General features: G+C 73.0%; 21 protein-coding genes. 7 read left to right on the top strand and 14 right to left on the bottom strand.

From position 1 onward, the window contains the following. The first annotated feature begins 21 nt into the window (after positions 1-21). The 3 genes from OG562_RS37860 (at position 22) to OG562_RS37850 (ending at position 5,087) form a co-directional block, all read left to right on the top strand. Positions 22-2,241: an NADP-dependent isocitrate dehydrogenase gene (locus OG562_RS37860; RefSeq protein WP_266406124.1), complete on the top strand. Its 2,220-nt coding sequence runs from the start codon at positions 22-24 to the stop codon at positions 2,239-2,241. A 321-nt stretch (positions 2,242-2,562) separates the two neighbouring features. Further along, positions 2,563-3,927 (top strand): bifunctional o-acetylhomoserine/o-acetylserine sulfhydrylase, encoded by a 1,365-nt coding sequence (locus OG562_RS37855; protein ID WP_266406123.1) that lies wholly within the window; start codon positions 2,563-2,565, stop codon positions 3,925-3,927. 5 nt (positions 3,928-3,932) lie between these two features. Next, the gene (locus OG562_RS37850; protein WP_266406122.1) at positions 3,933-5,087 is read left to right on the top strand and encodes a homoserine O-acetyltransferase; all 1,155 of its coding nucleotides are present in this window, start codon (positions 3,933-3,935) and stop codon (positions 5,085-5,087) included. A 22-nt stretch (positions 5,088-5,109) separates the two neighbouring features. Here the strand turns inward: OG562_RS37850 and OG562_RS37845 are convergent, their stop codons facing one another. Continuing rightward, positions 5,110-5,451: a DUF5713 family protein gene (locus OG562_RS37845; RefSeq protein ID WP_266406121.1), complete on the bottom strand. Its 342-nt coding sequence runs from the start codon at positions 5,449-5,451 to the stop codon at positions 5,110-5,112. A 110-nt stretch (positions 5,452-5,561) separates the two neighbouring features. Between OG562_RS37845 and OG562_RS37840 the strand changes: the two genes are divergently transcribed. After that, positions 5,562-6,359: an N-formylglutamate amidohydrolase gene (locus tag OG562_RS37840; protein ID WP_266406120.1), complete on the top strand. Its 798-nt coding sequence runs from the start codon at positions 5,562-5,564 to the stop codon at positions 6,357-6,359. 99 nt (positions 6,360-6,458) lie between these two features. Next, positions 6,459-7,682: a cytochrome P450 gene (locus OG562_RS37835; RefSeq protein ID WP_266406119.1), complete on the top strand. Its 1,224-nt coding sequence runs from the start codon at positions 6,459-6,461 to the stop codon at positions 7,680-7,682. A gap of 18 nt (positions 7,683-7,700) precedes the next feature. Here the strand turns inward: OG562_RS37835 and OG562_RS37830 are convergent, their stop codons facing one another. From OG562_RS37830 to OG562_RS37820, 3 genes are all read right to left on the bottom strand, one after another. After that, positions 7,701-8,210 carry a hypothetical protein gene (locus OG562_RS37830; protein ID WP_266409736.1) on the bottom strand — a complete coding sequence of 170 codons (510 nt, stop codon included), beginning with the start codon at positions 8,208-8,210 and terminating at the stop codon, positions 7,701-7,703. Positions 8,211-8,224: 14 nt separating this feature from the next. Continuing rightward, a complete protein-coding gene (locus OG562_RS37825) occupies positions 8,225-8,800 on the bottom strand; it encodes an RNA polymerase sigma factor (RefSeq protein WP_266406117.1) in 576 nt (191 codons plus the stop codon). A 70-nt stretch (positions 8,801-8,870) separates the two neighbouring features. Next, on the bottom strand, positions 8,871-10,295 hold the full coding sequence (locus OG562_RS37820) for a S8/S53 family peptidase (protein WP_266406115.1): 1,425 nt from the start codon (positions 10,293-10,295) through the stop codon (positions 8,871-8,873). Positions 10,296-10,590: 295 nt separating this feature from the next. On the opposite strand from OG562_RS37820, the gene OG562_RS37815 reads away from it, so the two are divergent. Then, positions 10,591-13,155, top strand: a complete 2,565-nt coding sequence (locus OG562_RS37815) for a CHAT domain-containing tetratricopeptide repeat protein (protein WP_266409734.1) — start codon at positions 10,591-10,593, stop codon at positions 13,153-13,155. A gap of 20 nt (positions 13,156-13,175) precedes the next feature. Here the strand turns inward: OG562_RS37815 and OG562_RS37810 are convergent, their stop codons facing one another. Further along, positions 13,176-15,014 carry a LuxR C-terminal-related transcriptional regulator gene (locus OG562_RS37810; protein WP_266406113.1) on the bottom strand — a complete coding sequence of 613 codons (1,839 nt, stop codon included), beginning with the start codon at positions 15,012-15,014 and terminating at the stop codon, positions 13,176-13,178. A gap of 77 nt (positions 15,015-15,091) precedes the next feature. On the opposite strand from OG562_RS37810, the gene OG562_RS37805 reads away from it, so the two are divergent. After that, a complete protein-coding gene (locus tag OG562_RS37805) occupies positions 15,092-16,177 on the top strand; it encodes a M12 family metallopeptidase (RefSeq protein ID WP_266406112.1) in 1,086 nt (361 codons plus the stop codon). 213 nt (positions 16,178-16,390) lie between these two features. Here the strand turns inward: OG562_RS37805 and OG562_RS37800 are convergent, their stop codons facing one another. From OG562_RS37800 to OG562_RS37760, 9 genes are all read right to left on the bottom strand, one after another. Continuing rightward, positions 16,391-17,536 carry an MsnO8 family LLM class oxidoreductase gene (locus OG562_RS37800; protein ID WP_266406110.1) on the bottom strand — a complete coding sequence of 382 codons (1,146 nt, stop codon included), beginning with the start codon at positions 17,534-17,536 and terminating at the stop codon, positions 16,391-16,393. Beyond that, positions 17,529-18,620 carry an LLM class flavin-dependent oxidoreductase gene (locus OG562_RS37795; RefSeq protein WP_266406108.1) on the bottom strand — a complete coding sequence of 364 codons (1,092 nt, stop codon included), beginning with the start codon at positions 18,618-18,620 and terminating at the stop codon, positions 17,529-17,531. The genes OG562_RS37800 and OG562_RS37795 overlap by 8 nt, the downstream gene beginning before the upstream one ends. Next, entirely contained in the window at positions 18,617-19,993 is a 1,377-nt protein-coding gene (locus tag OG562_RS37790; RefSeq protein WP_266406106.1) for an NtaA/DmoA family FMN-dependent monooxygenase, read from the bottom strand. The genes OG562_RS37795 and OG562_RS37790 overlap by 4 nt, the downstream gene beginning before the upstream one ends. 20 nt (positions 19,994-20,013) lie before the next feature. Next, positions 20,014-21,216: an LLM class flavin-dependent oxidoreductase gene (locus OG562_RS37785; RefSeq protein ID WP_266406104.1), complete on the bottom strand. Its 1,203-nt coding sequence runs from the start codon at positions 21,214-21,216 to the stop codon at positions 20,014-20,016. Positions 21,217-21,289: 73 nt separating this feature from the next. Then, complete coding sequence (locus OG562_RS37780; RefSeq protein ID WP_266406102.1) at positions 21,290-21,436, bottom strand: putative leader peptide; 147 nt, start codon at positions 21,434-21,436, stop codon at positions 21,290-21,292. Further along, entirely contained in the window at positions 21,433-22,182 is a 750-nt protein-coding gene (locus OG562_RS37775) for a GNAT family N-acetyltransferase (protein ID WP_266406100.1), read from the bottom strand. The genes OG562_RS37780 and OG562_RS37775 overlap by 4 nt, the downstream gene beginning before the upstream one ends. 107 nt (positions 22,183-22,289) lie before the next feature. Further along, positions 22,290-23,315: an ABC transporter substrate-binding protein gene (locus OG562_RS37770; RefSeq protein ID WP_266406099.1), complete on the bottom strand. Its 1,026-nt coding sequence runs from the start codon at positions 23,313-23,315 to the stop codon at positions 22,290-22,292. A 97-nt stretch (positions 23,316-23,412) separates the two neighbouring features. Continuing rightward, positions 23,413-24,177, bottom strand: coding sequence for an amino acid ABC transporter ATP-binding protein (locus tag OG562_RS37765; protein WP_266409732.1), 765 nt, complete (start codon positions 24,175-24,177; stop codon positions 23,413-23,415). Positions 24,178-24,275: 98 nt separating this feature from the next. After that, positions 24,276-25,259 carry an amino acid ABC transporter permease gene (locus OG562_RS37760; protein WP_266406097.1) on the bottom strand — a complete coding sequence of 328 codons (984 nt, stop codon included), beginning with the start codon at positions 25,257-25,259 and terminating at the stop codon, positions 24,276-24,278. Positions 25,260-25,550: the final 291 nt, after the last annotated feature.

Below are 25,550 nucleotides of genomic sequence, written 5' to 3'. Positions count from 1 at the left end.
AGACGTGGAGCGGAGCACCCGGTGACTGACTCGACCATCATCTATACGCACACTGACGAGGCCCCGGCCCTGGCGACGTATTCCTTCCTGCCGGTGGTCAAGGCGTACGCCGCGCAGGCCGGGGTCGCCGTGGAGACCCGGGACATCTCGCTGGCCGGGCGCATCATCGCCGTGTTCCCGGAGTACCTGACCGAGGACCAGCGCATCCCGGACGCGCTGACCGAGCTCGGCGAGCTGGCCAAGACGCCCGAGGCCAACATCATCAAGCTGCCGAACATCTCGGCGTCGATCCCGCAGCTCAAGGCCGCGGTCGCCGAGCTGCAGGCGCAGGGCTACGCGCTGCCGGCCTACCCCGACGACCCCAAGACCGACGAGGAGCGGGACGTCCAGGCCCGCTACGACAAGGTCAAGGGCTCCGCCGTGAACCCGGTCCTGCGCGAGGGCAACTCCGACCGCCGCGCCCCCGCCTCGGTCAAGAACTACGCCAAGACCCACCCGCACCGCATGGGCGCCTGGTCGTCGGAGTCCAAGACCAACGTGGCGACGATGGGCGAGAACGACTTCCGCTCCACCGAGAAGTCCGCGGTGATCTCCGAGGCCGGCTCCCTGAAGATCGAGCTGGTCGCCGAGGACGGCACGACCACCGTGCTGCGCGAGTCCGTACCCGTCCTCAAGGACGAGGTCGTCGACGCCTCCGTGCTGCACGTCGCCGAGCTGCGCGAGTTCCTCACCGCGCAGATCGCCCGCGCCAAGGCCGAGGACGTGCTGTTCTCGGTGCACCTGAAGGCCACCATGATGAAGGTCTCCGACCCGATCATCTTCGGTCACGTGGTGCGCGCGTTCTTCCCGAAGACCTTCGAGCAGTACGGCGCGACGCTGGCCGCGGCCGGCCTCTCCCCCAACGACGGTCTCGGCGGCATCCTCAAGGGCCTCGAGGCGCTGCCCGAGGGCGACGCGATCAAGGCGTCCTTCGACGCGGAGATCGCCGAGGGCCCGGCTCTGGCGATGGTCGACTCCGACAAGGGCATCACCAACCTGCACGTGCCGTCCGACGTCATCGTCGACGCCTCGATGCCGGCCATGATCCGCACCTCCGGCCACATGTGGGGCCCCGACGGCCAGGAGGCCGACACCCTCGCGGTCCTGCCGGACTCCTCCTACTCCGGCGTCTACCAGGCCGTCGTCGACGACTGCCGCGCCCACGGCGCCTACGACCCGTCGACCATGGGCTCGGTCCCCAACGTCGGTCTGATGGCGCAGAAGGCCGAGGAGTACGGCTCCCACGACAAGACCTTCGAGATCAAGACCGCCGGCACGGTCCGGCTGGTCGACCAGGCCGGCAACGTCGTCATCGAGCAGCCGGTCGCCGTCGGCGACATCTTCCGCGCCTGCCAGACCAAGGACGCGCCGATCAAGGACTGGGTGAAGCTGGCCGTCGGCCGCGCCCGCGCCACCGGCAACCCGGCCGTGTTCTGGCTGGACGAGACCCGCGCGCACGACGCCAACCTGATCGCCAAGGTCAACGCGTACCTGCCGGAGCACGACACCGAGGGTCTGGACATCCGCATCCTCGCCCCGGTCGAGGCGACCAAGCTGTCGGTGGAGCGCATCCGCCGCGGCGAGGACACCATCTCCGTCACCGGCAACGTGCTGCGCGACTACCTGACCGACCTCTTCCCGATCCTGGAGCTGGGCACCAGCGCCAAGATGCTGTCGGTCGTCCCGCTGATGGCGGGCGGCGGCCTGTTCGAGACGGGCGCCGGCGGCTCCGCGCCGAAGCACGTCCAGCAGCTGGTCAAGGAGAACTACCTGCGCTGGGACTCCCTGGGCGAGTTCTTCGCCCTGGTGCCGTCCTTCGAGCAGCTGGCCGAGGCCACGGGCAACGCCCGCGCCAAGGTCCTGGCCGACACCCTCGACCGCGCCACGGCGACCTTCCTCAACGAGGACAAGTCCCCGGCCCGTCGCGTCGGCGGCATCGACAACCGCGGCAGCCACTTCTTCCTCTCCCTGTACTGGGCGCAGGAGCTGGCGGCGCAGACCGACGACGCGGACCTGGCCAAGGCCTTCGCGGCGCTCGCCGAGACGCTCGCCGCGAACGAGCAGACCATCATCGACGAGCTGCAGGCCGTCCAGGGCAAGCCGGCCGACATCGGCGGCTACTACCAGCCCGACCCGGCCAAGGCGGCGGCGGTCATGCGCCCGTCGACCACCTGGAACGAGACGCTGGCCTCCCTGAGCTGACGCACCGCACCACCCGTCTCCGCCCCGACCGGCACATCGCCCGGCCGGGGCGGAGCTGTTTTCCCAGCGCCTTCGCGGACCGCCAACCCCCTTTCGTGAACGTTGCATTGCGCCCGGCGTCGAGCGCTGGCCCGCCCCATCCCCGTGTGCTTACCTCGACCCATGACCGTGCTCGTGACCCGCCCCCACGTCGACCACGTGCGCGTCACCACCACGGGTTGTCGCGCCGCGAGCTGACCCTCCCTCCGGCCGTCCACCCCCTTCCGCCGCGTCCGCGCACGCGCGCTTCGTCACGCCCTTCCGCACGAGGAGCACCGCACCATGAGCCAGCCCATCGACTCCGTCACCGCCGGTCACACCCCCGAGGAGTCGTCCGCCGCGCCCGACACCTCGGCCTGGTCCTTCGAGACCAAGCAGATCCACGCCGGAGCCGCACCCGACCCGACGACCGGCGCCCGCGCCACGCCCATCTACCAGACGTCGTCGTTCGTCTTCCGGGACACCCAGCACGCCGCCGACCTGTTCTCGCTCGCCGAGCCCGGCAACATCTACACCCGCATCCACAACCCCACCCAGGACGTCTTCGAGCAGCGGATCGCCGCGTTGGAGGGCGGGGTCGCGGCCGTGGCGCTGTCCTCGGGCCAGGCCGCCGAGACCCTCGCCATCCTGACGCTGGCCGGCGCGGGCGACCACCTCGTGTCGAGCACGTCCCTGTACGGCGGCACCTACAACCTGCTGCGGCACACGCTCCCGAAGTTCGGCATCGAGGTGTCGTTCGTCGACGACCCGGACGACGCCGAGGCCTGGCGGGCCGCGATCCGGCCGAACACCAAGGCGCTGTTCGCGGAGACGCTGGGCAACCCGCGCGGCAACGTGCTCGACGTGCGCGCGGTCGCGGACGTGGCGCACGCGGCGGGCGTGCCGCTGATCGTGGACAACACGGTCCCGACCCCCTATCTCCTGCGGCCCCTCGAGCACGGCGCCGACATCGTCGTGCACTCGGCGACCAAGTTCCTCGGCGGACACGGCACGACCATCGCAGGCGTGGTCGTGGACGGCGGGACCTTCGACTTCGGCGCGCACGCCGACCGCTTCCCGGACTTCTCCGAGCCCGACCCGAGCTACCACGGGCTGCGGTACTGGCCGGCGCTCGGCCCCGGCGCCTTCGCGATCAAGCTGCGGGTGCAGCTGCTGCGGGACCTCGGCCCGGCGCTCTCCCCGCACTCCGCGTTCCTGCTGCTGCAGGGCGTGGAGACGCTGAGCCTGCGCATCGAGCGGCACACCGCGAACGCGCAGGCGCTGGCGGAGTGGCTGGAGCAGCGGGACGAGGTCGACGCCGTCCACTATGCGGGCCTGCCGTCCAGCAAGTGGTACGAGGCGGGGCAGAAGTACCTGCCGCGCGGTGCGGGCGCGATCGTCTCCTTCGAGCTGCGGGACGGCGTCGAGGCGGGCAAGCGGTTCGTGGACGCGGTCGAGCTGTTCAGTCACCTGGCCAACATCGGCGATGTGCGCAGCCTGATCATCCATCCCGCCTCTACGACCCACAGCCAGCTGGACGAGGAGCAGTTGGCGGCGACGGGCACCTCGCCGGGGCTGGTGCGGCTTTCGGTCGGCATCGAGAACCTCGCCGACCTCAAGGCCGACCTGGAGGCAGGTTTCCGCGCGGCCAAGGGCGCGTCGTCCTGAACGCCGTGTCTGCCGCCTCTCTTTCGGGGGTCTCCCTCCCGCCGGCCACCGGGGCCTGGCGGGAGGGGGACCCGCCCGGCCGCCGTCAGTGGCACGCGGCGCGGCAGCCGTTGCCGTTGGAGGCGGGCGGCGAACTGCCGGGCGCGCGGCTGGCGTTCGAGACCTGGGGACGGCTCGCGTCGGACGGCTCCAACGCGGTGCTCGTGCTGCACGCGCTCACCGGGGACAGTCACGTCGTGGGACCGGCGGGCCCCGGCCATCCGACGCCCGGCTGGTGGGACGGGCTGGTCGGGCCGGGGCGGCCGCTCGACACCGACCGCTGGTTCGTCGTGGCGCCGAACGTGCTGGGCGGCTGCCAGGGCAGTACCGGGCCCGCCTCGGCGCGTCCGGACGGGCGGCGCAGCTGGGGAGACGCCTTCCCGTTCCTGACGCAGCGCGACCAGGTCGCGGCCGAGGCGGGGCTCGCGGACGCGCTCGGCGTCGAACGGTGGGCGCTCGTCGTGGGCGGGTCGATGGGCGGGATGCGGGCCGTGGAGTGGGCGGCGTCGTACCCCGAGCGGGTCGGGGCGCTGCTGTTGCTCGCCACGACGGCGGCGGCGAGCGCGGAGCAGATCGCCTGGGCCGACGTGCAGCTGCACGCCGTCCGCAGCGACCCGCACTGGCAGGGCGGCGACTACCACGACACCGGCCGCGGCCCCCATGCCGGGCTCGGCCTGGCCCGGCGGCTCGCCCACGTCACGTACCGCAGCGAGCCGGAGCTGGCGGTCCGTTTCGGCCGTACGCCCCAGGGCGGCGAGGATCCGTTCGACGGCGGCCGGTACCAGGTCCAGTCGTATCTCGAACATCACGCGGCCAAGCTGGTGCGGCGGTTCGACGCGGGCAGCTATGTGGTGCTGTCCGAGGCGATGAACGCCCATGACGTCGGCCGAGGCCGGGGCGGCGTACGGGCCGCGCTGGGACGCGTGACGGCGCGGACGCTGGTGGCGGGCGTGGACTCCGACCGGCTCTACCCGCTCGCCCAGCAGGCGGAACTGGCGGCGCTGATCCCGTCCGCGGACCGGCTGCGGGTGGTGGAGTCGCCGTACGGGCACGACGGGTTCCTCATCGAGACGGAGCAGGTGGCCGCGCTGGTGCGGGAGCTGCTCGGCGAGCGCGCCTAGCCCCCGGTCCCACCGGCCCCGCTCACCAGTCCCGCGTGGCGATCAGCTCCTCCACGTCCGCGTCCGGGAAGCCGTAGGCCTGGGCGACGAACCAGAAGTCCTCGGCTATCTCCTCCCGGGCCACCGTCTCGATGTCGCTGCCGGCCTCCTCGAAGGCGTCCTGCAGGTCGTTGAACTCCTCGGTGGCGGCCCGGGTCAGGACGTACAGCGCGTCGAGGTCGGCGGGGCGCTCGGTCTCGACGCGTTCGCACAGGCGCAGCAGGACGTCCCTGCCCCGGTCCACCACGGCGTCGGGGTAGTAGTCGTCCCGGTACAGCGCCTTCAGGAACGCGCGCCCTGCCACCTGCTCGTTCGTCACGGCCATGCCGCTTCCCCCGCCCTTTTCCGTCATGTGGTGAGTCATGTGGTGAGTCGTGTTGTGATGGCACCTCCGATCATGCACCACGCCACTGACAACGCCCCGGGAGCCGCCCCATGACCCCAGCCGCACCGCCCTTCGCGTTCCTGGCCGGCGCCGAGGACTCGCCGGTGATCCTCCATGTGCCGCACTCGGCGCGGGAGATGCCGGCCGGGGTGCGGAAGGGCATCGTGCTGGACGACACGGCGCTGGAGCGGGAGCTGGACCACCTCACCGACGCGCACACCGCGCGGCTCGCGGCGCGGGCGGCGGAGCTGGCCGGTGTGACGCCCTGGCGGTTCGTCAACGGGCTGTCGCGGCTGGTCGTCGATCCGGAGCGGTTCCCGGACGAGCGGGAGGAGATGCGGGCCGTCGGGATGGGGGCCGTGTACACGCGGACCACGCACCGGGAGGCGCTGCGACCCGCGGACGTCGATCCCGAGCCGCTGGTCGAACGGTACTTCCGGCCGTACGCGCGGGCCATGAGCGACGCCGTGGGCGAGCGGCTGGCGGCCGTCGGGCGGGCCGTCGTCATCGACGTGCACTCCTATCCGACCGAGCGGCTGCCCTACGAGCTGCACGGCGAGGGACCGCGGCCGCCGGTCTGCCTGGGCACCGACGCCTTCCACACCCCGCCGCAGCTGCTCGCCGCCGCGCGCGGGGCGTTCGCCGGCATCGGGGAGACGGGACTCGACAGCCCGTTCGCCGGGGCGTACGTACCGCTGGAGTACTACGGGTCGGATCCGCGGGTGTCCGCGCTGATGGTGGAGATCCGCCGGGACACGTACATGACCGAGCCGGGCGGCCCCGCCGGACCGGGTCTGGACGACCTCGCCGCCGCACTCGCGACCCTGGTCGACGCGGTACCCAGGTGAGCCGAGCCCTCCTCGCCCGCGTCCACGACGAGCCCCGCCGACCTCCGGCTGGAGCACCTCCGCGCGACAGGCGGGCGTGGGGCGGTGAGGGTGGAGGGCATGACCGAGGAGATCACCACGCTGACCGGCGAGGCCCCGCCGCCGGTACGGGACTGGCCCGCGCTCGACCTGGACGGGACGGAGTTCGATCCGGTCCTGGCCGGGCTGATGCGGGAGGGCCCGCTGACCCGGATCCGGCTGCCGCACGGCGAGGGGTGGGCCTGGCTCGCCACCCGCTACGACGACGTGCGCACGGTCACCAACGACCCGCGGTTCGGCCGCGCCGAGGTGACTCAGCGTCAGGTGACGCGTATGGCACCGCACTTCAAGCCCCGGCCGGGCTCGCTGGCGTGGGCCGACCAGCCCGAGCACAACCGGCTGCGCAAGCCGGTCGCGGGCGCGTTCACGGTGGCCGCGATGAAGCGGCTGCGACCGCGGGCGCAGGAGATCCTGGACGAGCTGGTGGACGGCGTGGTGCGGAACGGGCCGCCGGCGGATCTCGTCGAGCGGGTCCTTGAGCCCTTCCCCCTCGCCGTCGTCAGCGAGGTGATGGGGGTGCCGGACGCGGACCGCGACCGGGTGCACTCCTGGACCCGGCAGATCATCTCCACCTCCGGCGGCGCCGAGGCCGCCGAGACCGCCAAGCAGGGCCTGTACGGCTGGATCGCCCAGGCCGTCCGCGACCGGGCCGACAGCGCCGGCGAGGACGTGTACTCCCTGCTGGGCGCGGCCGTGGCCCGGGGCGAGATCGGCGAGGAGGAGGCGGTGGGCCTCGCCGGTCCGCTGCAGATCGGCGGCGAGGCCGTCACCCACAACTGCGGGCAGATGCTGTTCCTGCTGCTCAGCCGCCCCGAGCTGTTGGCGCGCACGAGAACGCGGCCTCAGGAGCGCGGGGTGCTGCTCGACGAGCTGCTGCGCTTCATTCCGCACCGCAGCAGTGTCGGTCTGGCCCGGATCGCCCTGGAGGACGTCGACCTGGGCGGCCGGCGGATCGCCGCGGGCGAGCCCGTGTACGTCTCCTACCTGGCCGCCAACCGGGACCCGGACGCCTTTCCCGACCCGGACGACATCGTCCCCGACCGCGATCCCAACCCCCACCTCGCGTTCGGCAACGGTCCGCACCACTGCACGGGGGCCGTGCTCGCCCGGCTGCAGACCGAGCTGCTGGTGGACACGCTGCTGGACCGGCTGCCGGGGCTGCGGCTCGCGGTCCCCGCCGACCAGGTCGTCTGGCGGAAGAAGACCATGATCCGGGGGCCGCGGACGCTGCCCGTCACCTGGTAGGCGTACGCCTGGCGGGTGTCAGGCCCGCAGCCACTCCGTGACCACCACGTCCCCGCCGGTGCGCAGTCGCAGCGCGAAGGGGCCGGCGGGCGGTGCGTCACAGGCGAAGCGGCCCATGTCGTCGGCGGTGAGCGCGGCGCCCGCGCGCGGGCCGTGCAGAATCTCGATCGAGGCGGACTGCGGCGGCAGCAGCTGACCCATCAGCCCCTGCGCGCTCACCTCGATGTCGACGGTCAGTCCGCCGGTGTCGAAGGTGAGCATCCGCGGCGGGTCCTCCGCTCCCCGCACCGGGATCGCATCGAGCAGCGAGTCGAACGTCAGCTCGGCGATCCGTGCGTCCAGGTCGTGTAACGCGTAGGCCTCGACGGCGATCTGGCGCAGCTCTGCGGGGACCGGGTCCAGGATGGCGGCGGCCAGGCGCAGCTCCTCCTCGAGCCGGCCGTGGTCGAACTCCACGCCGTCGAAGGCGCCTTCGTCGGACGCGCCGTCGCCGCCCATGCCGTCACTCGTGCTGTTCGCGTCGTTCATGTCGTTCATGTCGTTCACAGAGCTCCCCGTGCGTCGAGTCGGGCGCGCAGTCGGCGCAGACAGCGCTGGCGCATCGGTCCGATGCTGCCGACGGCGATGCCCAGGGCGGCCGACACCTCCAGGTAGCTGGGCGGCGGCGAGGCGATCAGCACCCGCAGCAGCTGCCGGCAGCGCTCGCCGAGCGCCTCGAACTCCTGCCACAGGAAGCGGACGCGCTCGCTCTGCGCGGCCGCCTCCTCCGAGTCCAGCACCGACTGCTCCGGCGTACGGTCCTCGCTGGCGCGGTCGAGCAGTTGGGCGTCGTCCGTCGGCATCAGCCGCCTGGAGCTCTTGAGCACCTTCAGGCACTCGTTGCGCGCGGTGCTCGCGAGCCACGAGCCCGCCTTCTCCGGCTCCCGGATCCGGCCGAGGTGCTGGGCGAAGCGGAACCACGCGGTCTGGTACACCTCGTGCCCGTCGGCGTCGGAGAGCCGGTGGGCGCGCACGACGGACCACACCAGCGGGCTCAGCCCTTCCACCAGCGCCTTCCAGGCCGCCGTGTCACCGTCGACGGCGGACTGGACGAGCGCGCCGACATCACTACGGTCCACGGCTCCACCCCTCGTGTACGGCCTGTCATCGTACGCCGTGACGGGGGTCGGGTCGGACCTCATGGCGCCCTCATGCCGGGCCGACCGGGACGGGGCGCCAGGTGGACGGGCGCAGCGCCGGGACGTGCGCCCCGCGCACCTCGGCGAACTCTGCGTTGGCAGCGAGCAGTTGACGGGCGGCGGCACGGGGATCGGTCTCCTTGTGCGCGGTCATGTGGGCGGCGACGAGGCCGGCCACGACGGGGGTGGCGAAGGACGTTCCGCTCCAGGACGCGAGGCCCTCGAACATCACCTGGTCCGGCTTGCCGGAGGTGGCCTGCCGTGCCTCGCTGAGCAGGCCGGTGTGACGCGGCGAGCAGCAGGTGCAGGCGTAGGTGAAGCCGTAGCGGCAGGCGTCGTAGGTGGAGTGCTGGTAGACGTACGGGACGGGTGTGCCGAAGCCGGTGAGGGCGCTGGTGAGGCGCTCGCCGGGGGCGTAGACCCGCACCCAGGGGCCGTGGTTGCTGAAGCAGGCGCCGAACTCGCCGTCGCCGCGCAGCGCGCCGACCGACAGGACCGCGTCGGCGTAGTCGGGCAGGGAGGCGTAGGCGGCGGGCCAGAAGGGGGTGGCGCTGGCGTTGTTGCCGGCGGCGGCGACCAACAGGGTGTGCCGGCCGCGGAGTTCCTCCATGAAGGCGGCCACCCCGAGCAGGCCGTCGACGCGGCCGTTGGAGGTGCCGGCGGAGAGGCTGAGGATGTCGGGCCAGCCGCCCTGGTCGACGGCGTCGAAGAGCTTCTCTCCGAAGTCGGACTCCAGGATCGCGCCGGCGTCGTTGAGGGTGCCGCGCACGGTGACGTCGGTGTTGGGCGCGACGGCCGCGACGAGCCCGGCGATGAACGTGCCGTGTCCGACGTACTGCTGGAGGATGCCCTCGCCGTCGGTCTCCCTGACCTGTGCGTCGCCGTCGGTGTGGGACAGCAGCGGGTAGGAGCGGTAGTCGTGCATCAGGCCGGTGTCGACGACCAGGACGCCGACGGCGTCGACCGCGTCGTAGGCCCCCTCGGCCCGGGACGGGTTGGGCGGCTCGGTGGCGGGGGCGGGCACGGGCTCGTCGCCGGGGCAGGCGTTGACCGCGATGGACACCACGTGGTTGCGGCTGACCAGTCGCCGTCCCACGCGCCCCTCGGCCGGGCGCAGGGCGCGCAGGGCCCCCGCGACGGCGAGGTCGGCGCCGCGCTCGCCGCGGCCGGGGTCGCCGACGTGGATGCGGGTGATGCCCGAGCGGTTGGTCTGCGGGCCCGAGCGGCGTACGTCGTCCGGGAGGAGGCCGTCGGTCGCGGTGAAGTGCGCGCGCACCGCGTCCTCGACGACCTGGGCCTCCTCGCCGTCGCGCGCGAGGACCACGCCCTTCTCGTAGATGAACTCGGCGGAGTCGTCCGGCCCCATCGCCAACGGGACGTCGGGCAGCGAGCTCTGGATCTGGTCGAACTGCTCGTGGAATCGCTGTGGTGCCATGGCGTGTCCTCCCCTACAGCCGGTGGTCGACAGTCAGACCCGCGAGACTGTCGTCTGATACAGGTAGTGCGACAGCAGGTGCGGGTGGTGCGATTGCTTCCGCGCGCCCCCTGTGGCCGCTCGGCGGACCGGTCCCGGCCGGGCCGACCCGGTGGACGCGATGGTGTACCCGATGTTGACGCGACGTCCAATTGTTACTGGTGGATACGGCTCCAAACCGGTGTGGCATACGGACCGGAGCACTACCATCCGTGGAGTGACAGCGGGAAACGACTCGGTTCTCGAACTGCTGCCCATGGTGTTCGCCGCCCCCAACGACGCGTTGTCGCGGGCGGAAGGAGTGCTCGACACCGATCCGACGCCGTTGCACGCCTCGGTCGCCCATCAGGTGATCGGCATCTGGCAGCGGGACTGGGGCGACATGCGGATCGCCCTCGACCATCTGCGGCGCGCCCGCGAACTGGCCGCGCGCGCGGACTCCGCGGAGCGCGAGGCGGACGTGCTGGCCACGCTGGGGGTGGCGCTGGTGCACGCGGGCCGCACCCGGCAGGGCCTGGCGGCGTTCGAGCGGGGTGTGGAGCGCGGGACGGGGCACACCCGCGCGCGCGTGCTGTACCGGCGGGCCTACTCCTGGTGGGTCCTCGGGCATCACCGCGAGGCCCTGGAGGACGTACGCAGGGCGATCCCGGTGCTGCGGCAGGCGGACGACGTCATCTGGACGGCGCGCGCCCTCACCCTGCGCGCCACCGTGCATCTGGCGCTCGGGACGGTGGACCGCGCGGAGGCCGACTTCACGGCGGCCGAGGCGCTGTGGGACACCACCGGCCAGGAGCACGACAAGGCCGACGCCGTGGAGAGCCGGGGCCTGGCCGCGTTCCGCTCCGGGGACGTGCCGGCGGCGCTGCGGCTGCTGGACGAGGCCGCGGAGCGGTACGCCAAGCTGGGCACGCCGATGTTCATGCTCAACATCCGGCGCTGCGAGGTGCTGATGGCGGCCGGTCTCGCGCCCGAGGCGCTGGCCGAGGCGGACGCGGCGATCGGGGTGCTGGACGGGATCGGCGGGCAGTCCACCCGCAAGGCGGAGCTGCTGCTGACGGCCGCCAGGGCGGCGCGGCTGGCGGGCGATCCGGGGACGGCGATCGCCCGGGCCGCGGTGGCCGAGCGGCTCTTCGCGGGGCAGCGGCGCACCTGGTGGGAGACGCACGCCCGGCTGGTGCTGATCGAGGCGCGGGTCGCCACCGGGCGCGGCTCGGGCCGGCTCGTCGCGGACGCCGCCAGGCTCGCCGAGCGGCTGGCCGCCTTCGGGGCGCCGGCCGCGCCGGAGGCCTGGCTGCTGGCGGGGCGGATCGCGCTGGACCTGGACTGGCGGGCGGACGCCGAACGCCATCTGGAGATCGCCGCGCGCAGCCGGCGCAGCGGCCCGCCGCTGGCCCGGATGACCGGCTGGGCGGCGCAGGCGCTGTGGGCGCGGGCCACCGGATCCGAACGCGGCGTCCTGGAGGCCTGCCGCCGCGGCCTCGACGTCCTGGACGACCACCGTACGACCCTGGGGGCCTCGGAGTTGCGGGCGCGGGCCACCGCACAGGGCGCGGAGCTGGCGGCGCTGGCCCAGCAGGTCAGCCTGGAGCGGGGCGGGCCACGGCAGTTGCTGGTGTGGAGCGAGCGCTGGCGGGCCACGGTGCTGTCGACGCCGCCCACCCGGCCGCCGGCCGATCCGGCGCTGCTGAGCGGACTGACGGCGTTCCGGGAGATCGCCGCCCGCGCGGAGAGCGCCCGGATGGACGGCCGCCCGGTGCCGACTTTGGAGCGCGAACAGCGCCGCCTGGAACGGGAGATCCGCTCCCGGACCCTGCACATCCGCGGGGACGCGCCCGGCGACGGCCGCCGCTTCGACGCCGGCCGGCTGCTCGAACGGCTCGGCGACGGGCGGCTGATCGAACTCGCCGTGCTGGACGGGCGCGTTCAGGTGCTGCTGTGCGGCGGCGGGCGGGTGCGGCGGTTCGCGGGCGGGCTGCTGGCCGAGGCGGAGCGGGAGGCCGAGCACGTACAGGCCGGGCTGCGCCGGCTCGCCCATCCCCGGGCCGAGGGGCGACTGCCGGTGGTGGAGGCGGCGGGGCGGCGGCTGGAGGAGCTGCTGCTGGGCGAGGCGGCGGGGCAGCTGGGGTCGGGGCCGGTCGTGGTGGTCCCGCCCGCGCGGCTGCACCGGGTGCCGTGGGCGCTGCTGCCGTCGCTGCGGGAGCGGGTGGTGAGCGTGTCGCCGTCGGCGAGCAGCTGGCTGCGCGCCCGGGAGACCGAGCCGCCGCCGGGCGGCCGGCATGTCCTGGTGCGCGGTCCCGGCCTTGCGACCGGCGGGGCGGAGGTGCCGGAGGTGGCCGGGCGGTACGGCAGGCCCACGGTGCTGGAACAGGCCGACGCCCGGGTGCCGCGGGTCCTGGCGGAACTCGACGGGGCGGCGCTGGCGCACATCGCCGCGCACGGCGCGTTCCGGGCCGACAGCCCGATGTTCTCCTCGCTGCGCATGGCCGACGGTCCGCTGATCGTCCACGACTTCGAACGGCTCGCCCGCAGCCCCTACCGGATCATCCTCTCCAGCTGCGACACCGCCCGCCTCGCCACCGTCGGCGCCGACGAACTCCTGGGCCTGGTCACAGCGTTGCTGCCGCTGGGCACCGCGGGGGTGGTGGCGAGCAGCGCGCCCGTCAACGACGAGGCGGTGGTCCCGCTGATGCTGGCCCTGCACAAGGGGCTCAGCGGGGGCCTGTCGCTGGCGGAGGCGCTGCGCGACGCGCGGGCGGCCCTGCCTGGTGACGCGGTGCATCAGGCGACCGGGTGGGCGTTCACCGCGTTCGGAGCCGCCTGAAAGCTCAACGCCCCCTGTTCTCATGCCGGTTGCGCGTCCGGGAGTTCCACCAGCCAGGGGAGGGAGCCGCGGTCGCCGGCGCCGAGGCGGGCGTAGGCGCTGTAGAGGTGGTTGCCGACGGTGCGTACGGACAGGGTGAGACGTTCGGCGATCTGCCGGTTGCTCAGGCCGGCCGCCGCGAGGGTGACGATCTGCCGCTGGCGTGCGGTGAGTTCCCCCAGCACCAGACCGGACAGGGCCGGGGTGCGTGCGCCCTGGCAGCGGCGGGCGAGGGCGACGGCCCGGGTCCGGGCGGTGCGGGCGGCGCTCGCGTCCCGGTGTGCCCGTACGGCTTGAGCGTGGGCCTCCGCGGCGAACAGGAGGAAGCCGCGCTCCTGAAGCTCTTCGGCGACCCGGTCCAGAGCCGGGCCGTCGGCACGGGCGAGGGCGCGTGCATGGCGGGCGAACACCCCGTCGGGCGGCAGCAGCCGGACGGCACGCTCGGGAGCGCCCAGGCGTACGGCGTCGTAGGCCTCGTCCGCACGAAGGGGCTCGGGGGACGCCGGGCGGGCGGTGTCCGACTCGCCCGACTCGGCCTGGGCCAGGGCGAGTTCACGGCGACAGGCGGAGTCGTCCGGGGTGTTCGCCAGGCCCTCCCGCGCCCAGGCGGCCGCCTCGCGCAGTTCTCCCCGCAGCCGTGAGAACCGCGCGCGGACGGCCGCGTAGCCGGGCGGGACGGGTGCGCCCTCCGCGACCAGCCACTCCCCCACGGGGGTCTGCGCGGTGCGGACGTCGGCGGCCTCGATGCGCCGGGCCAGGGCGGCCGACTCCGCGTCCAGGGCGGCCGTCAGCGAGCCGCGGCCGCCGGTCAGCCGACGTGCGCGCAGACGGCCGGCGGACGCGCGCAGGACCGGGCCGTGAAGGGGGTGGGCCAGGCGGACGGCCGTAGCGCCGCCGCCCTCGCCGTCATCGTCGTCATCCTCGACGGCGATGAGGCCGTCCGTCTCCAGGCGTTCGAGGATGCGCAGGTCCAGGGTGTCCGTGGGCAGCGGCAGGGGTTCGGCGAAGGCGAGGCGGTCGAGGGTCTCGCGTTCGTCGGGGCAGGTGCGGGCGAGGACGGGGGCGGAGCGTTCGCGGAGGGTGGGGGTGACGGGGACCCGGCCGCGCCACGCCCACTCGCCCGCGTCCGGCGAGTTCGGCGGAAGAGCGGTCTGTCCGGCCGGGGGCTGGGCGAGGGTGAGCAGCCCCTGCTCGCGCACCGCCTCCAGCAGGTCCCGCAGGAGGCGCAGATCGCCCCGGCACAGACGGTGCATTCGGTTGACGGTGAGCGGCTCCAGGGGGCCGCCGGCGCCGGCGGTGAGCAGCTGGGCGGTGTCCTCGCGGGGCAGGGGCCCCAGGGCGAGGCGGGGCAGCAGCTCGCCGGTCCACAGCCGGGTGACCGCGCCCGGTGCCGGAACGCCGTCCGTCACCAGGACCAGCAGCCGGGTGCGGCCCTGGACGGCGAGGTGGTGCAGCAGGGCGGCGGAGGCGTCGTCCAGCAGATGCGCGTCGTCGACCAGCAGCATCCGCACGCCGGAGAGGAGTTGGACGGCGCGGTGCAGGGTGACGCCCTCGGGCAGGAGGTGGGCGAACGCGGCGAAGGCGGTGCCCCGGGTCTCGGGGGTGCCGGCCACGCGGGCGCAGTCGGCGTCGCGGACCGCTTCGGCGGCCAGGCGGGTGCGGCCGCAGCCGGGCGGCCCGGTGATCACGATGCCGGGGCGGGCCGCCGCGAGGCAGCGGCGGACGAGTTCGCGCTCCTCCTCCCGTCCGGTGAACGGCCAGGGCAGCCGAAGGGTCTTGGGATGCGGTTCGAACGTCGTCACCTCATCTGGAGTCGGCATACTCAGGCCTGATACAGGGCGACTTGAGTAGCCCCCGACTCAGGCGCCGGGCGCGGCGGCGGGGCAACCTGGGCCGCATGACCGCCCGTTACTGCTCGCTCGCGCAGCAGTCGGCCCCCGCGTTCGCTCCGGGGCTGGCCGCCGAGCGGCTGGGCGCGCTCATGAGCGGGCGGCGGATGTGGGTCAACGGCACGGTCCTGCACTACTACTTCTTCGACGGCGAGGACGACGGATCGGTCATCCCGGTGCCGGGCTCCGGGGGGACCCGGCGGGTGTCGTGGGTCGGCGGCCAGGAGCAGCGGGACGTGGTGCGCGCCTGTTTCCGCGAGTGGCGGGACCTGGGCATCGGGGTGTCCTTCGCGGAGGTCCCCGACCGTTCGGAGGCCGAGCTGCGGATCGGTTTCCAGCAGGGGGACGGGTCCTGGTCGGCGGTGGGCCGGGACGCGCTGCCGGCCGGTCTCAACGAGCGCACCATGAACTTCGGCTGGGATCTGACCGCGCCCGGGGAGCGCGCGACCGCCCTGCACGAGATCGGGCACGCGCTCGGCATGCAGCACGAGCACCAGAGCCCGTTCGCCGGCATCCACTGGGACGACGAGGCCGTGTACGCGGACCTGGCGGGCCCGCCCAACTTCTGGAGCCGGGACCGCACGTTCTTCAACATCCTGCGCAAGCTGGACCCGGCCGAGGTCAACGGGTCGGTGTGGGATCCGCAGTCCGTCATGGAGTACCCGTTGTCGGCGGGGCTGGTCCTGGAGCCGGAGCAGTTCCGCGGGGGTGTGCATCCGCCCGGCGCGCTGTCGGCGCTGGACAAGGAGTTCGCGCTCGGCTGGTATCCGCCGCTGGACGTCTCGCTGGCGCCCCCGCTGGCGCCGTTCCGGTCGGCGCCGCTGTCGCTGGGCCCTGGCGAGCAGGCCGACTTCGTCGTCGAGCCGCGGGAGACCCGCGCGTACACGTTCGGCGTCTTCGGGGAGAGCGACTCGGTCGTCGTGGTCTTCGAGGAGCGCGACGGCGAGCCCCGCTACCTGTCCGGCCGGGACGACGGCGGCACCCCGCACAACGCCACGATCAGGGCCCGGCTCGTCAAGGGCCGCCGCTACTTCGTCCGGGTCCGCCTGTACTCCGGCTGGGGTTCGGGCGAGACCGCGGTCATGTGCTGGTGATCCGGCGCTCGACCGCGTACCGACCACTGTCCGGCGCCGGGGGAAAGGCCGGGCGGGCGTCACCTCGGGGGAGGGAGACGTCCGCCCGGCCGCACCGTTCGCAGCGGACTCGGGGCGGAGCGGACCGGCGCGAACTGCGTGTTTCGATCACGCGAACAGCCGCGCCCGCGCCGCGACAGGAGGGTCCGGGCGGTCGGTGGGGACCCCGGAGCATCAGCTCGACCGGAAGGAGTGACCCCGGCGGCGCCACTCCTCGGCGAGCAGTTCGTACGATCTGACGCGGTCGGTGTGGCCGTGGGTGATCGTGGTGATGAGCAACTCGTCGGCGCCCGTGGCCTCCTGGAGCTGTTCCAGCCGGTCGGCGACCGTGGCCGGGGAGCCGACGAACTGGGTGTCGAGGCGGTCCTGGACCAGGTCCCGGTCCTCGTCGCTCCAGGCGTGGGCGCGGGCCTCCTCGGGGGTCGGGAACGGGATGGCGCCCTCGGCGGTGCGGATGCTGCGCACCCACAGGCCGTAGCCGGTGGCGAGTTCACGGGCGTGGGCGTCGTCCTCGGCGACGACGACGTCCGCGGAGACGCTGACGTAGGGCGCGTCGAGGGATGCGGAGGGCTTGAAGTGCGCCCGGTAGGCGTCCACCGCCTCCAGGACCGTGGCGGGGCTGACGTGGTAGTTGGCGGCGAAGCGCAGGCCCCGCGCGCCCGCGACCTCGGCGCTCTGGCCGCCGCTGCTGCCCAGGATCCACAGCTCGACCGCCGCGCCCTCGCCCGGTACGACGTGCGCCTCGACGCCGTCCGCGGAACGGTAGGCGCCGGCCAGCAGGGCGAGGAGGTCGTCGATCTGCTCGGCGTAGTCCTGGGACGCGGCGCCGGGGAGGAGCAGCAGTGTGCGCTGCAGGGCGACGCGGGGTGAGCCGAGGAGGCCCGCGAAGGAGAAGCGGGGCGGGATGAGCAGACCGTTCGGGGCGCGGCCGTCGACGACCGGGGTGGCCCCGGGCGCCGTCGCCTTCCCGGCCGGCGGGCCGCCGCCGGAGCGGCCGAGGCCCAGGTCGAATCGGCCGGGGTGCAGGGCGTCGAGCAGGCCGAACTCCTCGACCGTGGACAGCGCGGTGCGGTGGCCGAGCTGTACGGCTCCGGAGCCGAGCCGGATGGTGGAGGTGGCGGCGGCCGTCAGCGCGAGGACGACCGCGGGGGACGTACCGGCCACGCCCGGGTTGAGGTGGTGCTCTGCGAACCAGTGGCGGGCGTAGCCCAGGCGCTCGGCCTGCCGGGCGAGGTCGATGGAGTTGCGCAGGGCGTCCGCGGCCGTCGAGCCCGAGGAGATCGGGACCAGGTCGAGGACGCCGAGGGGGATGTCAGGCATGGGACGGCTCCTCGGCGGTGGATGTCGTCGGCAGCACCGGGCCCCAGGCGAACGGCGGGTCCGGTATCTCCTTACGCAGCACCGGCGCCACCTCCGACTGGAACAGCTCCAGCGATTCGCGGTGCCGGCTGTCGGTGAGGCCGCCCGCGTCGGCGTGCAGATGCAGAACGGTGTGGCCGAACTGCTCGTGGTAGCGGTGCACCTTCTCGATGACCTGCTGCGGGCTGCCGATCAGGGCGGAGCTGCGGTCGACGAAGTCCTCGACGGTCTCGAAGACCAGCGGTAGGCCGAACTGCTTCTGGAAGGCGAGGGTGCTGTCGAAGATCGGCCGGTAGGTCTCGACGGCCTCCTGCGAGGTGCGGGCCACATACAGCCCGGCCGAGCCGGCGCCGACCGCGAGGGCGGCCGGGTCGTGGCCGTAGTGCTCCCAGCGCTCCCGGTAGTAGCGGATCAGCTCGGCGTACGGCTCGATGGGGTGGGTGACGTTCGCCGAGAACAGCGGGTCGCCGTAGCGGGCGGCGAGGTCGACGGACTCCTTGCTGGTGGCGCTGCCGTGCCAGACCCGGATCGGCTGCTGGTAGGGCCTGGGCCAGACCTCCGCGTCGGTGAGCTCCGGGCGGAAGCGGGTGGCGGCGGTGACCTTGTCGTTGCGCCAGATCCGTCGGAACACCTCGTAGCTCTCGGCGTTGCGCTCCCACTGGTCCTCGGGGGTGACGTGGAACAGCTCGCGCTGGGCGGCGCCGTTGCCCTTGCCGATGATCAGGTCGAGGCGTCCGCCGGAGAGGTGGTCGAGGGTGGCGTAGTCCTCGTAGGCGCGGACGGGGTCGAGCAGGCTGAGGGTGGTGACGGCGGTGAACAGCCGGATCCGCCGGGTGAGGGCGGCGATGTGGCTGAGGACGACGGTCGGCGAGGAGGAGATGAACGGGCGCTCGTGCCGCTCCCCCACGCCGAAGCCGTCGAAGCCGAGCTCCTCGGCGAGCAGGGCGTTGTCGAGCACTTCCCGGAACCGGTCCTGGGTGGACTTCTGGATCCCGGTGACCGGGTCCGGGCGGTGCACGATCAGCGTGATGGCGAGGAACTTCACGACGCGGCCCGCTCGACGGCTCCCGGTTCGTCCGGGTGCGCCAGGCCGAGGTGGTCGCGCAGGGTGGCGCCCTCGTACTCGGTGCGGTAGACGCCCTGTTCCTGGAGCAGGGGGACGACCTTGTCGGCGAACTCGTCGAGGCCGCCGGGGGTGATGTGCGGGGCGAGGATGAAGCCGTCGCCGGCGTCGGCCTGGACGTACTCGTTGATGGTCGTCGCTATGGTCTGCGCGGAGCCGACGAAGTTCTGCCGGCTGCCGTTCTCGATGACCAGGTCGCGGATGGACCAGTTGTTGGCCTCGGCGAGCTCCCGCCATTCGCGGGCGGTGGCCAGCGGGTCGCGGTACATGCGCACCTGGGCCCGGCCGCGGGAGATGTGCTCCTCGCTGACGAGCGGGTCGACGTCGGGCAGCGGGCCTTCGGGGTCGTACGAGGACAGGTCCCGGTTCCAGACGAACTCCAGGTGCTTGAGCGCGGTGGCGCCGCTGACCTGCTGGCGGCGGACCTCCTTGGCGGCCTCCTCGGCCTCGGCGTCGGTGTCGCCCAGGACGAAGGTCGCGGCGGGCAGGATCAGCAGCTGGTCGGAGCGGCGGCCGTACTTGGCGAGGCGGGACTTGACGTCGGTGTAGAACGCCTGGCCCTCCTTGAGGGTGGCGTACCGGCTGAAGATGGCGTCGGCGGAGGAGGCGGCGAACTCTCGGCCCTCGTCGGAGTCGCCGGCCTGGAAGATCACCGGGCGGCCCTGCGGGCTGCGCGGGACGTTGAACCGGCCGTGGATGTCGAACTGCCTGCCCTCGTGGACGAAGGCGCCGGCCTTGGCGTCGCGCAGGAAGACGCCGGCGGTCTGGTCGGCGAGGATCTCGTCGCCCTGCCAGGAGTCGAAGAGTTCGTGGGTGGCGGCGAGGAACTCCTTGGCGCGGGAGTAGCGCTCGTCCTGCGGGAGGAAGCCGCCGCGGCGGAAGTTCTCCCCGGTGAAGGCGTCCCAGGAGGTGACGACGTTCCACGCGGAGCGGCCGTCGGAGAGGTGGTCGAGGCTGGCGAACTGGCGGGCCACCTCGTAGGGCTCGTTGAAGGTGGAGTTGATGGTGCCGGTCAGGCCGAGGTGTTCGGTGACGGCGGCGAGCGCGGCCAGGATGGTGAAGGTGTCGGGGCGGCCGACGACGTCCAGGTCGTAGATCTTGCCGCCCTGTTCGCGGAGCCTGAGTCCCTCGGCGAGGAAGAGGAAGTCGAACTTGGCGCGTTCGGCGGTCTTCGCGAAGTGGACGAAGGAGTCGAACTCGATGTGGCTGCCGGCCTGGGGGTCGCTCCACACGGTGGTGTTGTTGACGCCGGGGAAGTGGGCGGCCAGGTGGATCTGCTTCAGGGGCTTGCTCATGGATCGTCTCTCCGTCCGGCTCAGGCTGCGGCGTAGCGGTTGGCGGGGCGGGTCAGACCGAGCAGTCCGCGCAGGGTGTCGGCCTCGTAGGCGCGCCGGAAGGCGTCGCGGCGCTGGAGCTCGGGGACGAGCCCCTGGGTGATCGCGGGCAGGTCGTGGCCCACGACGGCCGGGCGCAGCCGGAAGCCGGTCAGCCCTGCGGACTGCAACTCCTGGAGCAGGTCGGCGAGTTGGGCGGGGCTGCCGGCGAAGATCCGGGCGTCGCTGGTGTACTCCTCGCCGGCGAGGGCGTCCAGGCGGTCGCGGCGGGCGGCGGCCTCGGCGGGGTCGTCGTCGAGGAGGACGACCAGATCGCCGAAGACGTGCAGCGGCTCGGCGGAGCGGCCGGCCGTCTCCTGTTCGGCGCGGATCTCGGCGACGATCGCGCGGGCGTGATCGGCGTCGTGCGGGGTGACGTAGCCGACGTCGGCGGCGCGGGCCACCAGGCGGTAGGGCACCGTGTCATGGGCGAGGGCCGTGACCAGGGGCTGGCCCTGCGGCGGGCGCGGGGTGATGGAGGGGCCCTTGACGCTGAAGTGGCGGCCCTCGAAGTCGATGTAGTGCAGCTTGTCGCGGTCGACGAAGCGGCCGGTGGCCGCGTCGCGGATCTCGGCGTCGTCCTCCCAGCTGTCCCAGAGGCGGCGCACGACCTCCACGTAGTCGGCGGCCTCGTCGAACAGGTCGCTCACCAGGTCCCGGGTGGCCGGGGCGTCGTAGGCCTCGATGCGGGGGATCGTGCGGCGGCCGAAGTGGGCGGCGTCGGCGGGGCGGGCGGAGACCTGGACGCGCAGGCCCGCGCGGCCCTTGCTGACGTAGTCCAGGGTGGCGATCGCCTTGGAGAGGTGGAAGGGCTCCGTGTGGGTGACGATCGCGGTCGGCACCACGCCTATGTGCCGGGTGAGCGGGGCGACGCGGGAGGCGATGAGCACGGCGTCGAGCCGGCCGCGGACCTGGTCGGTGCGGTCGTCCGGGTCCAGGAAGTGCGCGGACTGCGGGCCCAGGCCGTCCTCGATGGTGACGAAGTCGAGCAGGCCGCGCTCGGCCTCGGCGACCAGGTCGGCCCAGTACCCGGCGGTGAACAGCGCGCGGGGGCGGGCGACCGGTTCGCGCCAGGAGGCGGGATGCCAGCCGGTGCCGTCGAGGGCGACGGCGAGATGGAGAGGGGGAACAGGGCTTGAGGACACGAGGGTGCCTTCCTGGAGGTCCGTACGAGGGCGCACGCCACCCACGGCGGGGTGGGTGCGGCAGTGAGGAACGTCAGGAGCAACAGAGCGCGGCGGCCACGCGCTGGAGGTCTATGTGGGCCCGGGAGTGGAGGTGCACGGCGTGGAACATGTGCGTCATGTCCGGCACCTCCCCCTTCCGGGCGCGCTGCGGCGCCTCACCCGTCTCGTCAACGCTCACAACGCCCCGGTCTCCTGGGATGTTCCCGGCGTGCGCACCGAGACGATGGTCGAGCGGCGGCGGAGCGTGAAGCCGAGGGACTGGTAGAGGCCGATCGCCGGGGTGTTGTCGGCGGCGGCGTGCAGGAACGGGGTGTCGCCGCGCTCGCGGATGCCGTGGCCGACCGCGCGGATCAGCCGGGTGGCCAGGCCCTCGCCCCGGTGTTCCGGGTCGGTGCAGACGGCGCTGATCTCGGTCCAGCCGTGGAGCCGGAGCCGTTCGCCGGCCAGGGCGATCAACCGGCCCCGGTGGCGGATGCCGAGGTAGGCGCCGAGGGCGACGGTCCGCCGGAGGAAGGGGCCGGGGCGGGTGCGGGCGACGAGGTCGAGGATCTCCGGCACGTCGTCCGCGCCGAGGCGGACGGCCTCGGGGGCGGGTTCGGTGCGGAACTCCTCGGCGGCGACGAGTTGGACGCCCTCTCCCCCGCCGGTGACCTCCCAGCCCTCGGGAACCCGGTCGACGGGCTTGATGCGTACGGTGGTTCCGGGGCCGACGAGGGTGTGCAGGTCGGCCCACGCGGCCGGGTCCCGGGGGTCGGCGAGGGCGGCGAAGGCGTAGACGTCGGCCGGGTAGCGGGCGGCGAGCCCGACGCGTTCGGCCAGGTGGGCGTGCGGGCCGGCGAGGGCGGCCCAGACGGCGTTGTCGAGGGGGTGCGGGTGGGCGTCGGTGCGGGCTCCGCCTCCGCGGAGGTCGGTCTGGAGAGTCACGGAGGCGGAGCCCCTTCCTGATGCTTCTCTGGCGCTTTCTTCTCTGGCGCTTTCTTCTCTGGCGGCCTAACTCAACCTGCATGATTCACCAGTACGGAGACGGTGAGTCAGGAGTTGTCCAGCGGCAGTCCGGGCGGGTTGACCTCGGACTTGGCGACGGCCTCGTTGGAGAGGTTGTAGGCGGCCAGCCACTTGGCGTACTGCCCGTTCTCGATCAGGTAGTTGATGGCGGCGGCGAGCGGCTTGGCGAGGCCGCTGTCCTTCTTGGCGGTGGCCGCGATCAGGCCCTGGAGCGTCTCTCCGGCGCCGGAGAACGTGCCCGCGTTGCGGGTGGCGTTGGCGGTGCCCGCGTCCTGGGAGACGTTGTAGGCGATGCCGGGGTTGGGGCCGAAGTAGGCGTCGATCTTGCCGCTGTTCAGCGCCAGGTAGAGGCCGTTGCGGTCCGGGTAGTACTTGATCGTGAGCTTCTTGCCCTCGGCCTCGAGCTTCTTCTTCCACTCCAGGAGGATCTTCTCCTGGTTGGTGCCGGCGCCCACGGAGACGGTCAGGCCGGCGAGGTTCTCGTACTTGCCTTCGAAGTTCCACTTGCTGGACTTCTTGACCTCCCAGCCGAGGTTGTCCTGCCGGTAGGAGGCGAACTCGTACTTCTTCTTGCGCTCCTCGGTGTCGGTGACGTTCGAGAAGGCCACGTCGACCTTGCCGCTGTCGATGCCGACGAAGAGGTTCTCCCAGGTGAAGTTCTTCGTCTCGGGCTTCAGGCCGAGGACCGCGGCCACCAGCCGGCCGAGGTCGGGCTCGGCGCCGGTGAGGGTCTTCTGGTCGTCGCCGACGTAGGCCAGCGGGGCGAAGCCGGAGGGCAGCGCGCCGATGCCGATGGTCAGCTTGCCGCTCTTCTTGACGGCGTCGGGCAGCTCGGCGCTGATGGACTTGACCTCGGAGACCTTCAGCGTGGTCTCCTTGGCGGCGCCGTTGGACACTCTGCCGATCGTCACGCCGCCGGAGGCCGCGCTGTCGGTCGTGGTGGCGGCGTCGCTGTCACCACCGCAGGCGGCGAGCCCGGTGGCCAGGGTGGCGACGGCGGTCGCCGCGGTGATGCCGCGTATCAGGCTGCGTCGGGTGAAGTGGGTAGGCATGGCCGTCCTTTGTGCTGATGAGAGAGGTGGTGGTGAGGGTGAGGCGGGGGGAGGTCGTGGGGGGAAGTCGTGGGGTGGGCAGGGTGTCCCGGCGGGATCAGAGCACCTTGCTGAGGAAGTCCCGCGTCCGCTCGTGGCGGGGCTTGTCGAGGACCTCGCCGGGCGGGCCCTGTTCGACGATCTTCCCGCCGTCGATGAAGACGACCCGGTCGGCGACCTCGCGGGCGAAGCCGACCTCGTGGGTGACGATGACGAGGGTGACGCCGCTGGTCGCCAGGTCCTTGATGACGGAGAGGACTTCGCCGACGAGTTCCGGGTCGAGGGCGGAGGTGGGCTCGTCGAAGAGGATGACGCCGGGGCGCAGGGCGAGGGCGCGGGCGATGGCGACGCGCTGCTGCTGGCCGCCGGACAGCTGGCGCGGGTAGGCGTCGGCCTTGTCGGCCAGTCCCACCCGGCCGAGGAGTTCACGGGCGAGTTCCCGGGCCGCGGGCCTGCCGAGCTTCCCGGTGGCCACCGGGGCGGCGGCGACGTTGTCGAGCACCGTGAGGTGCGGGAAGAGGTTGAAGTTCTGGAAGACGAAGCCGATGCGGCTGCGCTGGGCGAGGATGGCCCGTTCGCTCAGCTCGCGCAGCCGGTCGCCGTGCCGGCGGACGCCGATCGGCTCGCCGTTGATGCTGACGTAGCCGATCTCGGGCTTCTCCAGGTGGTTGATGACCCGCAGGAGCGTGGACTTGCCGGAGCCGGACGGGCCGAGGATGACGGTGACCTCGCCGGGCCGCACGGTCAGGCTCACGCCGTCCAGGACCCGGTGGGCGCCGTACCACTTGTGCACGTCGTGCGCCTCGACGGCGGCGGGCACGATCCCGGCGGTCGCATCCGTCGCATCCGTCGCATCCGTCGCATCGGTCACGGCGGTCGCGGCGGTCGCATCGGTCTGTGCGGTCTTGAGGGTCTCGGTGCTCATACGGCGGCCTCCCGGCGGATGCGGGCCCGCAGGTCGGTGAGAGCGGTCCGCAGTTTCTGCAACGGCGTCGGCGGCAGGCTGCGGGTGGCGCCCCGGGCGTAGTACCGCTCGACGTAGAACTGGACGACGGAGACGAGGCTGGTCAGGATCAGGTACCAGACGGTGACGACGAGCAGCAGCGGCACGATGTCGCCGGGGTAGGTGGAGCCCATGGTCTGCGCGGTGCCGAACAGGTCGAGCAGGGAGACGTAGAAGACCAGTGAGGTGGACTTGATCAGGCCGATCAGCTGATTGACGTAGTTCGGGGTGATCGACCGCAGGGCCTGGGGGAAGACGATCCGCCAGAACTGGTAGCCCTTGGGCAGGCCGAGCGCGGCGGCCGCCTCGTGCTGGCCCTGGTCGACGGAGAGGATGCCGCCGCGGACCACCTCGGCGGCGTAGGCCGCCTCGTTGAGGCTGAGGCCGACGACGGCGATCACCATGTCGGTGGCGAGCCGGGACTCGTCGAACCGGAAGAAGGCCGGGCCGAAGGGGACGCCCACGCTCAACGTCTGGTACAGGGCGCTGAAGTTGTAGAGGAACAGCAGGACGACGATCAGCGGGATGGAGCGCAGCGCCCACACGTAGGTCCAGCTGACCGCGCGCAGCACCGGGCTCTTCGAGAGCCGGGCCAGCGCGAGGAGGATGCCGCCGAGGAGGCCCAACACCGCGCTGTAGGCGGCGACTTCGAGGGTGATCAGCAGTCCGTCGAGGATGACGGGCCGCAGGAACCAGTAGCCGAAGCGGTCCCACTGGTAGAAGGGGTTGGAGACCAGGCCGTGCGCGAACTGGGCGACCAGGACCAGCGCGACGGCGGTGGCGATCCAGCGGCCCGGCCTGCGCAGCGGCTGAACGCGCTGCGCGGTGAGCTTTTCTGACGGTACGTCGGCTGTGACCTGTGGATCGGCGGCGAGGGTCACGGCGCCTGGGGGTTCACTCATGAGGGGCTCCGGCGGGAGTCGGGTACCCCGGGGCACGGCGCCGTGGGCTGCCGTGGCACGTCGGCAGGGCGGTGGGGACCGCTCGGCGACGGGGACACGGGCACGGCGCACGGATGCGTACGGAGAACCGGGGTGGGGCGGACGACGGCACACCGCTCGGGCGGTGCGGGTCAGGAACGCGGCGGTGCGGGGCGAAGGCGGGAGAGGTTCAGCCCCGACAGCGGGCACGGCCCGGTGCGGTACACAGTGCGCTGTTCACGCGGAGGAGATCGACGGCGCGGTCGACGACGA

Origin of the sequence: Streptomyces sp. NBC_01275 (assembly GCF_026340655.1) — a bacterium.
Taxonomy (GTDB): domain Bacteria; phylum Actinomycetota; class Actinomycetes; order Streptomycetales; family Streptomycetaceae; genus Streptomyces.
Note: the sequence above shows the minus strand (reverse complement) of the source record. Positions and strands in the feature narration are given on the sequence as shown.

Excerpts from the sequence above, each read along its gene's own strand:
- OG562_RS37815 (WP_266409734.1), top strand. The coding sequence starts at position 10,591 with ATGGTGTTCGCCGCCCCCAACGACGCGTTGTCGCGGGCGGAAGGAGTG.
- OG562_RS37805 (WP_266406112.1), top strand. The coding sequence starts at position 15,092 with ATGACCGCCCGTTACTGCTCGCTCGCGCAGCAGTCGGCCCCCGCGTTC.
- OG562_RS37855 (WP_266406123.1), top strand. The coding sequence starts at position 2,563 with ATGAGCCAGCCCATCGACTCCGTCACCGCCGGTCACACCCCCGAGGAG.
- OG562_RS37770 (WP_266406099.1), bottom strand. The coding sequence starts at position 23,315 with ATGCCTACCCACTTCACCCGACGCAGCCTGATACGCGGCATCACCGCG.
- OG562_RS37810 (WP_266406113.1), bottom strand. The coding sequence starts at position 15,014 with ATGCCGACTCCAGATGAGGTGACGACGTTCGAACCGCATCCCAAGACC.
- OG562_RS37845 (WP_266406121.1), bottom strand. The coding sequence starts at position 5,451 with ATGGCCGTGACGAACGAGCAGGTGGCAGGGCGCGCGTTCCTGAAGGCG.
- OG562_RS37835 (WP_266406119.1), top strand. The coding sequence starts at position 6,459 with ATGACCGAGGAGATCACCACGCTGACCGGCGAGGCCCCGCCGCCGGTA.
- OG562_RS37820 (WP_266406115.1), bottom strand. The coding sequence starts at position 10,295 with ATGGCACCACAGCGATTCCACGAGCAGTTCGACCAGATCCAGAGCTCG.
- OG562_RS37840 (WP_266406120.1), top strand. The coding sequence starts at position 5,562 with ATGACCCCAGCCGCACCGCCCTTCGCGTTCCTGGCCGGCGCCGAGGAC.
- OG562_RS37800 (WP_266406110.1), bottom strand. The coding sequence starts at position 17,536 with ATGCCTGACATCCCCCTCGGCGTCCTCGACCTGGTCCCGATCTCCTCG.
- OG562_RS37830 (WP_266409736.1), bottom strand. The coding sequence starts at position 8,210 with ATGAACGACGCGAACAGCACGAGTGACGGCATGGGCGGCGACGGCGCG.
- OG562_RS37790 (WP_266406106.1), bottom strand. The coding sequence starts at position 19,993 with ATGAGCAAGCCCCTGAAGCAGATCCACCTGGCCGCCCACTTCCCCGGC.
- OG562_RS37760 (WP_266406097.1), bottom strand. The coding sequence starts at position 25,259 with ATGAGTGAACCCCCAGGCGCCGTGACCCTCGCCGCCGATCCACAGGTC.